Origin of the sequence: Pandoraea terrigena, assembly GCF_902459705.1 — a bacterium.
GTDB lineage: Bacteria > Pseudomonadota > Gammaproteobacteria > Burkholderiales > Burkholderiaceae > Pandoraea > Pandoraea terrigena.
This window is the reverse complement of the sequence record NZ_CABPRU010000005.1, coordinates 218,950-232,686: the sequence shown is the minus strand read 5'-3', so window position 1 is coordinate 232,686 and position 13,737 is coordinate 218,950. Positions and strand designations below refer to the sequence as shown.

9 protein-coding genes and 2 tRNA genes are annotated in these 13,737 nt (G+C 62.4%); 3 read left to right on the top strand and 8 right to left on the bottom strand.

Annotated features, from left to right (window positions below; all coding sequences use genetic code 11):
• Nucleotides 1-10: 10 nt before the first annotated feature.
• On the top strand, nt 11-655 hold the full coding sequence (locus tag PTE31013_RS13270; protein ID WP_174978554.1) for an arylesterase: 645 nt from the start codon (nt 11-13) through the stop codon (nt 653-655).
• 59 nt (nt 656-714) lie between these two features.
• Here PTE31013_RS13270 and PTE31013_RS13265 read toward each other — a convergent pair whose 3' ends face one another.
• The 8 genes from PTE31013_RS13265 to tig all read right to left on the bottom strand — a co-directional run bounded on the left by PTE31013_RS13265 (nt 715) and on the right by tig (nt 9,770).
• Nucleotides 715-2,637, bottom strand: coding sequence for a SurA N-terminal domain-containing protein (locus PTE31013_RS13265; protein ID WP_150613250.1), 1,923 nt, complete (start codon nt 2,635-2,637; stop codon nt 715-717).
• Nucleotides 2,638-2,719: 82 nt separating this feature from the next.
• Nucleotides 2,720-2,796, bottom strand: a tRNA-Asp gene (locus tag PTE31013_RS13260).
• Nucleotides 2,797-2,810: 14 nt separating this feature from the next.
• Nucleotides 2,811-2,886, bottom strand: a tRNA-Val gene (locus PTE31013_RS13255).
• A gap of 56 nt (nt 2,887-2,942) precedes the next feature.
• Nucleotides 2,943-3,215: an HU family DNA-binding protein gene (locus tag PTE31013_RS13250; protein WP_150588956.1), complete on the bottom strand. Its 273-nt coding sequence runs from the start codon at nt 3,213-3,215 to the stop codon at nt 2,943-2,945.
• A gap of 303 nt (nt 3,216-3,518) precedes the next feature.
• A complete protein-coding gene (lon, locus tag PTE31013_RS13245; RefSeq protein ID WP_150613249.1) occupies nt 3,519-5,939 on the bottom strand; it encodes an endopeptidase La in 2,421 nt (806 codons plus the stop codon).
• Between the two features lie 196 nt (nt 5,940-6,135).
• The gene (gene clpX, locus PTE31013_RS13240) at nt 6,136-7,416 is read right to left on the bottom strand and encodes an ATP-dependent Clp protease ATP-binding subunit ClpX (RefSeq protein WP_150613248.1); all 1,281 of its coding nucleotides are present in this window, start codon (nt 7,414-7,416) and stop codon (nt 6,136-6,138) included.
• Nucleotides 7,417-7,651: 235 nt separating this feature from the next.
• Nucleotides 7,652-8,305: an ATP-dependent Clp endopeptidase proteolytic subunit ClpP gene (clpP, locus tag PTE31013_RS13235; protein WP_150613378.1), complete on the bottom strand. Its 654-nt coding sequence runs from the start codon at nt 8,303-8,305 to the stop codon at nt 7,652-7,654.
• Between the two features lie 124 nt (nt 8,306-8,429).
• On the bottom strand, nt 8,430-9,770 hold the full coding sequence (tig, locus tag PTE31013_RS13230) for a trigger factor (RefSeq protein ID WP_150613247.1): 1,341 nt from the start codon (nt 9,768-9,770) through the stop codon (nt 8,430-8,432).
• Nucleotides 9,771-10,212: 442 nt separating this feature from the next.
• On the opposite strand from tig, the gene PTE31013_RS13225 reads away from it, so the two are divergent.
• Both PTE31013_RS13225 and PTE31013_RS13220 read left to right on the top strand, forming a co-directional pair.
• Entirely contained in the window at nt 10,213-11,043 is an 831-nt protein-coding gene (locus PTE31013_RS13225) for a TetR/AcrR family transcriptional regulator (protein WP_150613246.1), read from the top strand.
• Nucleotides 11,044-11,222: 179 nt separating this feature from the next.
• A complete protein-coding gene (locus PTE31013_RS13220; RefSeq protein ID WP_150613245.1) occupies nt 11,223-13,724 on the top strand; it encodes an acyl-CoA dehydrogenase in 2,502 nt (833 codons plus the stop codon).
• Nucleotides 13,725-13,737: the final 13 nt, after the last annotated feature.

Here is a 13,737-nt window from a genome sequence, read left to right as displayed (position 1 = left end):
AGGCGGGTGCATGCTGTCAGGGACCCCAGCGAACGCGGCAAGTTCGGGGGCACCAACGATTTTGGTCGTCGGCGACAGCCTTTCGGCGGAATATGGCATCGCGCGCGGCGCCGGGTGGGTCAATCTCATGCAGCAGACGATCACGCAAAGCGGCTTCGATTATAACGTCGTGAACGCGAGTATCAGTGGCGACACGACGAGCGGTGGACGCGCGCGTCTCGCACCGCTGCTCGACCGGTACCACCCCGCCGTCACGATCCTGGAACTCGGCGGTAACGATGCCTTGCGCGGCATTTCCCTCGACCTCACGCGCAGCAATCTGCGCGAGATGATCGCCGCGGCGCGCAAGGCGGGCAGCCGCGTGGTCGTTGTCGGCATGCGCATTCCACCGAATTACGGACTCGACTACAGCGAGCAGTTCTTCACGATGTTTTCCGTCTTGGCCAAGCAGGAAAAGACCGGCTATGTGCCGTTTCTGCTGGCCGGCGTGATCGAACACCCCGACTGGTTCCAGCACGATCAGATTCATCCGCTTGCCAAGGCGCATCCGCACATCCTGCAGAACGTCTGGCCGACGGTGAAACCGCTGCTCAAGCCCGCCGGCAAATCCCCCGCGAGTCCGGCGCACGCACGAGCGCCGAAGTCCGGCACATAAAAAACGCGGCCGGTTGGCCGCGTTCTTTAGCTCATCCACCGATGGCATCGGTTACCGGATCAGGCCCCCGACTTGGTGACATCGTTGACGATCTTCACCTTCGAGCGCGCGCGCAGGTCGCCCAACCAGGCGTTCCACTCGGCCTGAGCTGCCAGTTGATTGAGTTGCTGTGCCTCGGCGGCGAGACGCTGCGCGTCCTGCTGCGCCGGCTGCGTGACCTTGCCGATGCGATACACCGCATAGCCCTGACCTTCGCCCAAGGCCACGCCGACATACGCCGGCAAATGGGTCGTATCGGCGCTGAAGATCGCGCTCAATGCCGATGGTGGCAGCTTGCCCGGGTTGTCTCGCGAAACGGTTTGCGCGGCACCGAATGCGGCGTCGCCCCCCTTCTTGAGCGCTTCGAGCTTGGCCTCGCCGGCCTTCACCGCTTGCTGCTCGGCCAGATCCGCCACCACCTTCTCTTTGACTTGCGCCTCGATCTGGGCCAGCGGCGGCGTCGCGGCCGGGTGGTAATTCACCACGTGCGCCGACACCAGCACACCCTGACCGACGTCCACCGCCTCGGTATTACGTTTGTTCTTGAGCGCCTCATCGCCAAACACGGCCTTGAGCAGCTTCTCGTTGCCGATCGGGCGCTTCGCCTGTGCCGGATCGGGCGTACGCGTGACCGTGGCCGTCTGCACCTTCAGGTTGAGCCTGTCGGCTGCCGGCTGCACGCTGTCCGGTTGCTCGTACACCGCGTTGGTGAACTGGTCGGCGAGCTTCGCATATGCCTTCGCGGACTCCTGCTGACGATACTGATCGGCAAGCTGGGCCTTCACTTCATCGAACGACTTGGTCTGCTCCGGCTTGATACCGGTCAGCTTGATGATGTGATAGCCGAAATCGCTCTTCACGACATCGCTCACGTCACCCTCGTGCTTGAGCGCAAACGTAGCATCGGCAAACGGCTTGACCATCGCGTCACGCGTGAAGAAACCCAGATCGCCGCCGTTGCCCTTCGAGCCCGGGTCTTCCGAGTTCGCACTGGCGAGCTTGGCAAAGTCGTCCGGGTGCTGCCTGATCTGCGCGAGCAACGCGTCGGCCTTGGCCTTCGCCTTGGCGTGATCGGCAGGCGACGCGTCGGCCGGCGACGCGATCAGGATGTGCGACGCGCGGCGCTGTTCCTGCGTCGTGTATTGCTTCAGGTTGTCCTGGTACATCTTGCGCAGCACGTCGTCGCTCGGGGGCGTCTGCGCCGAAGCCGGCATCGCCTTCGGATCGAGAACGACATACTGGATCTCGGCCGATTCGGGCGTTTGGAAGGCCACCTTGTGTGCGTCGTAGTACGCCTGGATCTGCGGCTGCGTCGGCACGATCTTGCCAGCGTAGTCCGTGACCGGGAAGCTCAGCACCGAGACGTCGCGCTGCTGGGCACGCAGTTGCGCGAAGCGCTCAAGCACCGTCTTCGGCAGCATGGCACTCGCCTGCACGCTCGACGGCAATTGGTTCGATGCCAGCTCGAAACGGATTTGCGCTTCGAGTCGCTGCGGCGTCAGGTTCTGCGCGGACAGCAGTTGCGCATACTTCGCTTCGTCGATGGAGCCATCGGGGCGGCGCAACTGCGCAATCGCCGGAATGGCGAGCAGCGCCTCCCGCACCTGGGCGTCGGGCGCCGACAGTTGCTTCTTGAGCGTTTCCTGCGTCAGGAGCTTTTGCTGAATCAGGTTATCCAGCACCGCGCTGCGCATCTCGGGCGTGTTGATCTGGCTGGCATCGACGGCGCCGCCGAACATCTGCTGCATACGCTCGGTCTGCGCACGAAGCACACTGTCGTATTCCTGGCGTGTCACGGTCTGGTCGCCAACCTTGGCGATCGTGCCCGCGTCCGCGGCATATTCTTGCCAGCCATGAACGCCGAACACCACAAACGACGGCACGATCAACACCGTCAGGAAGATGAGAACCAATCGTTGATGACGGCGGATGAAGTCGAACATACGAAATCGGAAAAGTCGTCTGGATGCGTCTTAAGACGCCATATGGCAAAAAAGGCGAACCGAAGTTCGCCTTTTCACAATTTGGCGGAGCGGACGGGGCTCGAACCCGCGACCCCCGGCGTGACAGGCCGGTATTCTAACCAACTGAACTACCGCTCCCCAAGATCTGGAACTGGTGGGTGCTGAGGGGTTCGAACCCCCGACCTACGCCTTGTAAGGGCGCCGCTCTACCAGCTGAGCTAAGCACCCGTTCCCGATTCAAGTGTTGTTCTTGCTGCTGCTCCCTGCCGAAACAGGGAAGCTGGTTAGTTTAACGTATCTTTCAGACCTTTGCCAGGGCGAAATTTCGGAACCTTCGCTGCCTTGATCTTGATCGAGTCACCCGTGCGCGGATTCCGCCCCGTGCGCGCTGCGCGCTTGGCCACGTGGAACGTGCCGAAGCCGACCAGCGTCACGTCGTCCCCCTTCTTCAGCGCTTTCTTTACCGCACCCACCAATGCATCAAGTGCCCGACCGGCAGCCGCTTTCGAGATGTCTGCTTCACCCGCGATATGATCGATCAGTTCCGTCTTGTTCACTGTAACCCCCTTGCAAGGATAGTAGGCGATTGAGCCGCGGAGGCGCTCTTCACGCGCCTTGACTTTGATCCGCTAGGTCCGTCGGCTTTGCCATTAGACAAGCCGCAAACCCTGATGTCAAGCCGTTTTGCGCCCTTTCGGCGGCATAGGAAGTACTCCTGAATCCGCACTTCCCCAGCGTCATTTTCGAGCACTTTGCGTGAACAAAAAAAAGCCCGGGGAAAACCCCGAGCTTTTTACGCCCTTTCCCGTGAGGCAGGCAGCGGCAAAGCCGCCCGTTGACTACCCCACGAAAAATGACCGTCAGTGCTTGATCACTTCCTGCTTGCCGCTTGCGTCCGCATTCGGCGTGACAGGCGCGGCCTTGGCTTCCTCTTCAGGCAGCGGCGTGGGTGCATGTTCCAGCGCCAACTCGAGCACCTTGTCGATCCAGCGCACCGGCATGATCTCCAGCGCGTTCTTGACCGTGTCGGGAATCTCCGCAAGGTCCTTCACGTTCTCTTCCGGAATCAACACGAGCTTGATACCGCCACGGTGCGCCGCCAGCAACTTCTCCTTGAGGCCACCGATCGGCAACACTTCGCCGCGCAGCGTGATCTCGCCGGTCATCGCCACATCCGCCCGCACCGGAATACCCGTGAGCACCGAGACCAGCGCCGTCGTCATGGCGATGCCGGCAGACGGACCATCCTTCGGCGTCGCGCCTTCCGGCACGTGGATGTGGATGTCCTTCTTCTCGAATTGCTCATCGGTCACCCCGAGGCGACGCGCACGCGAACGCACCACCGAGCGCGCGGCCTCGACCGACTCCTTCATCACATCGCCGAGCGAACCCGTGCGAATGATGTTGCCCTTGCCCGGCATCAGCGCTGCTTCAATGGTCAGCAGATCGCCGCCCACTTCCGTCCACGCCAGACCCGTGACCTGACCGATCTGGTTTTCCTTCATGGCCAGACCGAAGTCGAACTTGCGCACCCCCAGGAAGTTGTCGAGATTGCCCGCATCGACCTTGATCGATGTGCCATCGACCTTCTTGAGCAACAGCATCTTCACGACCTTGCGGCAGATCTTCGAGATCTCGCGCTCGAGCGAACGCACACCGGCTTCGCGCGTGTAATAGCGGATGATGTCGCGAATCGCGGTTTCGGCCAGATCGATCTCGCCTTCCTTCAACCCATTGTTCTTCTTCTGCTTCGGCAGCAGATAACGCTGGGCAATGTTGACCTTCTCGTCTTCCGTATAGCCCGACAGGCGAATCACTTCCATACGGTCGAGCAGCGGCGCCGGAATGTTCAGCGAGTTCGAGGTGGCCACGAACATCACGTCCGACAGATCGAAGTCGACTTCGACGTAGTGATCCGAGAACGTATGGTTCTGCTCGGGATCGAGCACTTCGAGCAGCGCCGAACTCGGATCGCCACGGAAGTCCATGCCCATCTTGTCCACTTCGTCGAGCAGGAACAGCGGATTGCGCACGGCGACCTTCGACAGACTCTGCAGGATCTTGCCCGGCATCGACCCGATGTACGTGCGACGGTGACCGCGAATCTCAGCCTCGTCACGCACGCCGCCCAACGCCATGCGCACGAACTTGCGGTTCGTCGCACGCGCGATCGACTGACCGAGCGAGGTCTTGCCCACACCGGGGGGCCCCACCAGGCACAGGATCGGCGCCTTGACCTTCTCGACGCGCTGTTGCACGGCAAGATACTCAAGGATGCGTTCCTTGACCTTCTCAAGGCCAAAGTGATCCTCGTCGAGCACCTTCTCGGCGTTCGACAGGTCGTTGTTGACTTTGCTCTTCTTGCGCCACGGCAGACCGACCAGCGTGTCGATGTAGTTGCGCACGACAGTCGCTTCGGCCGACATCGGCGACATCAGCTTGAGCTTCTTGAGCTCGGCGTCAGCCTTCTTCTTGGCTTCCTTCGGCAGATGCGCGGCCTTGATTCGCTTCTCGAGTTCTTCGAGATCCGCGCCTTCTTCGCCTTCGCCCAGTTCCTTCTGGATCGCCTTGACCTGTTCGTTCAGGTAATACTCGCGCTGGCTCTTCTCCATCTGGCGCTTCACGCGGCCACGGATACGCTTTTCGACCTGAAGAATGTCGATCTCGCTCTCGAGCTGCGCGAGCAGGTGCTCCAGGCGCTCGATGACCGGGAACATCTCCAGGATCTTCTGCTTCTGTTCCAGCTTGAGCGGCAGATGCGCGGCGATGGTATCCGCCAGACGACCCGCCTCGTCGATACCCGACAACGACGTCAGGATCTCCGGCGGAATCTTCTTGTTGAGCTTCACGTACTGATCGAACTGGGCGACGATCGCGCGACGCAGCGCCTCCGATTCCGGAGAGTTGCCGTCGTCCGGTTCGAGCGGCATCACTTCCGACGTGAACTGGGTTTCCTCTTCGTCCACACTCAGGGTGCGGGCGCGCTGGATCCCTTCGACCAGCACCTTGACGGTGCCATCGGGCAATTTGAGCATTTGCAGGATGTTCGCCACGCAGCCGATCTCATAGAGATCCTTGGACGTGGGCTCATCCTTGGCCGCCGCTTTCTGGGCGACGAGCATGATGTGCTTGCCGCCTTCCATGGCGGTTTCAAGCGCTTTAATCGATTTTGGACGCCCCACGAAAAGGGGAATCACCATGTGCGGAAACACGACCACGTCGCGCAAAGGCAACAGGGGCAGTTGAATCGCTTCGGGCGGGAGGATTTGGGTGCCTGACATCTCGTTCCCCATATGTAACGATACTGTTGTGTTCCAGCTAATTGAGGCCGCCGACGGGAATTACAAGGGGCGGTAGAACAGCCCTTCCGCCGGAAAGTTGCACCACTCGGGGTTTCATTGCCCGTGGCACTAGTATGAAGGAAAAAAAGCCGTCCATGTTTCCATGAACGGCTTCGGGTAGCGCTGAGTTGACCGTTCAATTGGAGCCGGCAACCTTGGGCGACTCCTGGTAAATCAAAAGCGGCTTCCCGTCGCCGCTGATCGCGTTTTCGTCCAGGATCACCTTGGCGACCCCCTTGAGCGACGGTAGTTCATACATCACTTCGAGCAAGGCCTGCTCGATGATCGAGCGCAAGCCGCGCGCGCCGGTCTTGCGCTTGATGGCCTTGCGCGCGACGGCGTGCATCGCGGCCGGACGGATCTCCAGCTCCACGCCCTCCATCGCGAACAGGCGCTGATATTGCTTGACCAGCGCATTTTTCGGCTCGACGAGGATCGTTACCAGCGCGTCTTCATCAAGCTTACCCAGCGTGGCAACCACGGGCAGACGGCCGATCAGCTCGGGAATCAGACCGAACTTGATCAGGTCTTCCGGCTCGACCTCAAGCAGCAACTCGCCCGCGTCACGCTCTTCGCCCGTCTTCACGGTAGCGCCAAAGCCGATCCCGGTCTTCTCGGTACGGTTCATGATGATCTTCTCGAGACCATCGAACGCGCCACCGCAGATGAACAGGATGTTCGTCGTGTCGACCTGGATGAAGTCCTGGTTCGGGTGCTTGCGGCCACCTTGCGGTGGCACCGACGCCATCGTGCCTTCGACCAGCTTGAGCAGCGCCTGCTGCACGCCCTCGCCCGACACGTCGCGAGTAATCGACGGATTGTCCGACTTGCGGCTGATCTTGTCGATTTCATCAATATAGACGATGCCCTTCTGCGCCTGCTCGATCTCGTAGTTGCAGTTCTGCAGCAGCTTCTGGATGATGTTCTCAACGTCTTCCCCCACGTAACCGGCTTCGGTCAGCGTGGTGGCGTCGGCGATCACGAAGGGCACGTTTAGCAGGCGGGCAAGCGTCTGCGCGAGCAGCGTCTTGCCCGAGCCGGTCGGCCCGATGAGCAGGATGTTGCTCTTGGAGAGTTCGACCTCGTCGCGCTTGTCGCCGAGGTGCTTCAATCGCTTGTAGTGGTTGTAGACCGCAACGGCCAGGATCTTCTTGGCACGGTCCTGACCGATCACGTATTGATCGAGACTCTCGCGGATTTCCTGCGGCGACGGCAGATCGGACTTGCCACCGCTGCCGCTCTCGTCCTCGGCCGCAGCGGCCTCGTCACGGATAATCTCATTGCACAGATCGATGCACTCGTCGCAGATGAAGACCGACGGCCCTGCAATGAGCTTCTTGACCTCGTGCTGACTCTTTCCGCAGAACGAGCAGTAGAGCAGCTTTTCGCCGTTGGAAGTGCTTTTTTTATCCACCATATCTGTGTCAGCCTGCTAGCAATTTGCGCCCCGGTCGTCCCCCGCCGGGGGCGGCAAACGCGGCATACGTGATGGCATTGTAACGCCATGCCGCGCGAGCGTGTAACCCACCCGCAACGGCAACGAATTCCCTTTTACGACAAAGACTTGGCGCGAACATCCGGGCCTTCGATGACGACATCGCCCAGTGTCGCGCCAACCGTCTGTCGTCGGGCACCCTGAATTCGAGACCGAATCAGGGACGCTTTTCGAGCACGCGATCGATCAACCCGTACTCGACGGCATCGGCCGCCGACTTGAAGTTGTCCCGATCGGTGTCGCGCGCGATGACTTCGAGCGACTGGCCGGTGTTATCCGCCAGCAGTCGATTCAATCGATCCTTGAGCAGCAGGATTTCCCTGGCGTGGATCTCGATGTCCGATGCCTGGCCGCGGGCGCCGCCCAGCGGTTGGTGAATCATGATGCGTGCGTTCGGCAGCGCGAAACGCTTACCCCTCTCACCGGCTGCCAGCAGAAATGCGCCCATGCTCGCCGCCATGCCCAGGCACAGCGTCGAGACCGCCGGCTTCACGAACTTCATCGTGTCGTAAATCGCCAGGCCCGCCGACACGGAACCGCCCGGCGAGTTGATGTACATCGAAATTTCCTTGTCTGGATTTTCGCTCTCGAGGAACAGCAACTGGGCGACGACGAGGTTGGCGCTCTGGTCGTTGACCTCGCCCACCAGGAAAATGATGCGCTCCTTGAGGAGTCGCGAGTAGATATCGTAAGCGCGCTCGCCACGACCACTTTGCTCGACGACCATCGGCACGAGGCCGAGGCCTTGCGTCTCGAGAGCGGAGTTGTGCGTCGGGGAGGCGAGTTGGGCGAGCAATTCGGAACGGGTAATCATATCGGTTCGACCCTTCTATCGAGATGGTTTTGCGCGCCGCAGGGAGGAGGCCCGAGGGCCATTTGGAAAAGAACCGCCACGGTCTTGCGGCCGCGGCGGTTCAATCAGTCGTGTCGCTCGATCAGGCTTGCGAGTTGCCGGCCAGTTCTTCGAAGCTGACCTGCTTGTCGGTCACCTTGGCCTTACCCAGGACGAATTCGACCACGTTGTTCTCGACGACGAAACCTTCCATTTCCGCCATGCGCTGCTGATCGCCATAGTACCAGCGGACGACTTCTTGCGGGTCTTCGTAGCTCTTCGCGAACTCTTCGACTTCGGCCTTGATCTGCTCCGGCTTGGCTTGCAGGTCATTTTGCTTGACCAGCTCGGCCAGGATCAGCCCCAGCTTCACGCGACGCTCGGCTTGTTCCTTGAACATTTCCGCCGGGATCGGCACGTTGCCGGCGTTCGGCACGCCGCGTTGCGTCAGGTCCTGACGAGCCATCGCCACCAGGCGCTCCTGGTCCTGTGCGACCAATGCGTTCGGCACGTCGAGTTCCGACACCGAGATCAGCGCATTCATCACCTGATCCTTGAGCAAGGCCTGCGTGCGACGCTTCACTTCGCGCGACAGGTTTTCCTTGATGTCGGCGCGCATCTTTTCCATGCTGCCGTCGGCGATACCGAGCGACTTGGCGAATTCAGCGTCGACTTCCGGCAGATGCGCCCACTCAACCTTCTTGAGCGTCACGGTGAACGTGGCGGTCTTGCCGGCCACTTCCTTGCCGTGGTACTCGTCCGGGAACTTGAGTTCGAAATCCTTCGACTCGCCCACCTTCAGGCCCGTCGTAGCCGTCTCGAACTCGGGCAGCATGCGGCCTTCGCCCAGCACGAACACAAAGTCTTCGGCGCTGCCGCCGGCAAATGCTTCACCGTCGATCTTGCCGACGAAGTCGACCGTCACGCGGTCGCCGTCCTTGGCTTCGACCGGGCCGCCATCACCGTGAGCACCGGCTTCGCCGCGCACGTGGTAGTGCACGCGCTGCTTGCGCAGAATATCGATGGTGCGGTCAATCTCGGCTTCCGAGACGTCCGTCGTGGTGCGGCTCACCTCGGCCGTGGCCAGGTCGCCGATCTTGACTTCCGGGTAGATCTCGAACGTGGCGTCGAAGGCATACTCGGCCTCGCCAGCGTCGACCTTGGGCGCGAAGCGCGGCTGACCGGCCACGCGCAGATCCTGTTCCTTGCTGATATCGAAGAATTGCTGGCCGACCTTGTCGCTCACGACTTCGGCTTCGACCTGGCCACCGTACTGCTGGGTGACCATCTTCAGCGGCACCTTGCCCGGGCGGAAGCCCGGCATACGCACCGTCTTCGACAGCTTCTGAATGCGTGCCGCAACTTCTTTTTCGACTTCCTGCTTGGGCAGGGCGATGGTAAAGCGACGCTCGAGCTTGCCGAGGTTTTCAACAGCGATAGTCATGAGGATATTCGTCCTTCCAGAGGGTCGTTCTGTGTTGCGGCGAGGGAATGCCACAAGCGGACCCTGTCAGTTAATCAACCTTGGGCCGGAACCGACGTTGCGACGCCGGCTTCCCTCCGCCCCCGACATTCGGGGTAGCGCCAAAACGGTTTTGAACACAAAGCGGGACATTTTAGCAAACTATTGTCCCGCCTCCAGACTTTCCGGCCGGAAATCAGGGAAATCGGACCATTTTGCCTTCACGCGCCTTCCTGGCGACACCGCCCCGTCAAGCACACCCCGATGGGCCAACCCCGACCGGAATACCGATTTAGAGCGCCGCACCCAGAAAAAGAGCTTGGACACCCCCGCCATCCATCATAGGATTCAATCAAACGTTCGAATGAAACATCGGTTCATTACGTTGGCGCAGCGTTGCGCCGCATCCCACCGGAGGTGCTTCGTGAGCTCACGCCTTTCCGTCGGCCGGCAAGCCGGCGATACCAAGCTGCGCATCCTCGATGCCGCCGAGGACCTGTTCATCGAGTACGGGTACGAAGCCATGTCCTTGCGTCAGATCACGTCGCGAGCCGAGGTCAACCTGGCCGCCGTCAACTATCACTTCGGCAGCAAGGAGACGTTGCTCCAGGCCATGCTTTCGCGTCGGCTCGACCGGCTCAACGACGAGCGGCTGGCGCTGCTCACGCGCGCCGAAGCCGCGTGGCCTGCGCCGCACCTCACGTGCGAACACGTGCTGGGGGCAATGTTCATCCCCGCCCTGGCCATTTCGCATCATCGCGATATCGGCGGCCCTGCGTTCCTGCGTCTGCTCGGCCGCGTATACGCCGATCCATCACCATTCATCCGCGACTATTTGCAGCAGCATTACGCCCCCGTTTTCGAGCGCTTCTTCGACGCGTTCGCCCGCGCGCTGCCCGCGCTACCCCGCCAGGAACTCGGCTGGCGCCTGCACTTCGCGCTGCAGGCGCTGTCCGGTGTGCTCGCAAGCAGCGACACGTCTCGCCTGATCGACACGTTCGCGCAAGGCCAGGCGATGGGCGACCTGCAGGTCGTGGCAAGGCTCACGGCGCTCATGGTCGCCGCGCTCCGGGCGCCGATGCCGGGAGAGGAACAACTGGCGAGCTTCGCGGCCGTCTTCGCGCTGGCGAAGGACGCGGACATTACGCCCCCGCGCGAAGCCGGGCCGGCCGGCGAACCGCTCATCGCAACGCCAGAAGCGGACGGCGCGAGCCGAATGCCCGGTGCCGACGACCGCTCGCTCGCGAATGCCTGAGCAAAGATCACGGAGGGACTGAGACGGCCCACGCTGCGCCAGGACGATCCAACACGAGGCCCAGCCCCGACAGGGCGGCAGCAAGCCCGCCGGGAGGAGAGGCCAGTTCAGCGCTGAGGCGTCTCCGACCGCTGCTACGACAGCCCTGGCCGGGAAGACGCACCGTAAGGGAGGACAAAATGACGGCTCTATGGATTCTTGCCTGGGTCGCAGGCGTGAGCGCCCTGCTCTTTTATCGCGCGCACGCCTGGCAGTGGCTAACGGCGACCGTGGTGTGGGTGGGCGCGGGCGTGGCGAGCGGGCTGACGGGTCCCGTCGCGACGATCGTACTCGCCATCGTCTTCGTCTTGCCCGCACTGGTCCTGAGCCTCGGCCCGCTGCGTCGCGCGTGGATTACGGCGCCGATGCTCGCCAAATTCCGCACGATCATGCCGGAGATGTCCGAGACGGAAAAGGACGCCATCGAAGCCGGCACCGTCTGGTGGGAGGCCGACCTGTTTTCAGGCCGTCCCGACTGGCGGAAATTCATGGCGCTGCCCGCGCCCGTCTTGTCCTCGGAAGAACAGGCCTTCCTGGACACCGAGGTCGAACATCTGTGCGACCTGTCCAACGACTGGGAAAGCACTCAGGTCTGGCAGGACCTGCCGCCAACCGCATGGCAATACGCGAAGGATGCCGGCTTCCTGGGGATGATCATCCCCAAGCGCTATGGTGGCCGCGAATTCTCCGCGTATGCGCACTCCCAAGTCGTGATGAAGCTGGCCTCGCGTTGCTCGGCGGCCGCCGTGTCGGTCATGGTGCCGAACTCGCTCGGCCCGGCCGAACTGCTGCTTCACTATGGCACCGAAGCGCAGAAGAACTACTATCTGCCGCGTCTCGCGAAGGGGGACGAGATCCCCTGCTTCGCGCTCACGAGCCCATACGCAGGGTCTGACGCCGCGGCCATTCCCGACATCGGCATCGTCTGCCGTGGCGTCCACGACGGCCGCGAAACGCTGGGCTTCCGTGTCACATGGCGCAAGCGCTACATCACCCTCGGCCCTATCGCGACCGTGCTCGGCCTCGCCTTTCGCGCCCTCGACCCCGACCACCTGCTCGGTGACGACGACGCGCCCGGCATTACCTGCGCGTTGATCCCGACGAATCATCCGGGCGTGGTGATCGGGCGTCGCCACTGGCCGCTGAACGCCGTCTTCCAGAATGGCCCGAACGCCGGCACGAACGTCTTCATTCCGCTCGACTGGGTGATCGGCGGGCGGGTCCAGGTGGGCAAAGGCTGGCGCATGTTGATGGAATGTCTCGCGGCTGGCCGCGCGATCTCGCTGCCGTCGTCAAACGTCGGCTACTCAAAGATCGCCGTGCGTGCCACGGGCGCTTACGCAGCGGTGCGGCGTCAATTCCGCACGCCCATCGGGAAGTTCGAAGGGGTGCAGGAGGCGCTGGCGCGAATGGCGGGCAATCTGTACGCAATGGACGCCGCACGCCGCATGGCAGCCCTTGCCGTCGATCTCGGCGAGAAGCCCTCGGTGATCTCTGCCATCGCGAAATACCACGTGACCGAACGCGCCCGCAAAGTGGTGAACGACGGCATGGATGTCGTGGCGGGCAAGGGCATCTGCATGGGCCCGAACAACTTCCTTGCGCGTGCCTATCAGCAGATCCCGGTATCGATCACGGTGGAGGGCGCCAACATCATGACACGCTGTCTGATGATCTTCGGCCAGGGCGCGATCCGCTGTCATCCCTACGTGCTCAAGGAGCTCGCCGCCGCGCAATCGGCGGATCGAGCGACCGCCGTGCGCGCGTTCGACGATGCCCTTTTCGGCCACCTGAGCTTCGTGACGAGCAACATCGTGCGCGGCGCGTTGCACGGCGTCACGCATGCCCGCTTCTCGGCGGTGCCGCCGAACGCCGCCCCCGAACTGCACGCGTACTACCGCGCAGCAAATCGGCTGTCGACGCTCCTCGCCATTGCGGCCGACGTCTCGATGGCGGTGCTCGGCGGCTCGCTCAAGCGCCGCGAGCGCCTCACGGGCCGGCTGGGCGACATGCTCTCGCAACTGTTTCTGCTGACGGCCACCCTCAAGCGTTACGAGGACGAAGGCCGTCCCGCCGCAGATCTGCCGCTGGTCCACTGGGCCGCGCAAGACGCGCTCTGGCAGGCGCGCGAAGCGTTCGAAGGCGTGCTCGCGAATTATCCGTCGCGCGTGGCCGCGTGGTGGATGCGCTGGAAACTCACGCCACTGGGCCTGCCTTACGCCAAACCGTCCGACGCGTTGGCGACCCAGGTCGCCGAGTTGATGCAGACCCCAGGGGGCGCCCGCGAGCGCCTGATCGCCGGCAGCTACTCGCCGCGCCCCGAGATCGATGGGCTTGCCTACGGGGAAATGGCTTTCCAGATGACACCACAGGTCACCGCCATCGAGCAGCGTCTGCGCTTGTCGGTCAAGGAAGGCCGGTTGCCGACGATGCCGCAAAGCCTGCCCGAGTTCGCCGAGTGGGTGGCGCACGCCGCGACCCTGCATCTCGTGAGCGACGGCGAGCGCCAGGTGCTGGTGCAGTACGCCGACTATGCAGCGCGGGCCGTGGCCGTCGACGACTTCCCGCCCGATTTCGGTCGCCTGGCCGACATGCAGCGCGCCCAGCAAGCCGAAGTGGTCGATGAAGCGCTCACGCCATGAGCCCGCCTGCCTG

What these genes read in the sequence shown, in the direction of transcription:
- PTE31013_RS13270 (WP_174978554.1), top strand. Translation starts at nt 11, where the DNA reads ATGCTGTCAGGGACCCCAGCGAACGCGGCAAGTTCGGGGGCACCAACG.
- PTE31013_RS13265 (WP_150613250.1), bottom strand. Translation starts at nt 2,637, where the DNA reads ATGTTCGACTTCATCCGCCGTCATCAACGATTGGTTCTCATCTTCCTG.
- lon (WP_150613249.1), bottom strand. Translation starts at nt 5,939, where the DNA reads ATGTCAGGCACCCAAATCCTCCCGCCCGAAGCGATTCAACTGCCCCTG.
- clpX (WP_150613248.1), bottom strand. Translation starts at nt 7,416, where the DNA reads ATGGTGGATAAAAAAAGCACTTCCAACGGCGAAAAGCTGCTCTACTGC.
- tig (WP_150613247.1), bottom strand. Translation starts at nt 9,770, where the DNA reads ATGACTATCGCTGTTGAAAACCTCGGCAAGCTCGAGCGTCGCTTTACC.
- PTE31013_RS13220 (WP_150613245.1), top strand. Translation starts at nt 11,223, where the DNA reads ATGACGGCTCTATGGATTCTTGCCTGGGTCGCAGGCGTGAGCGCCCTG.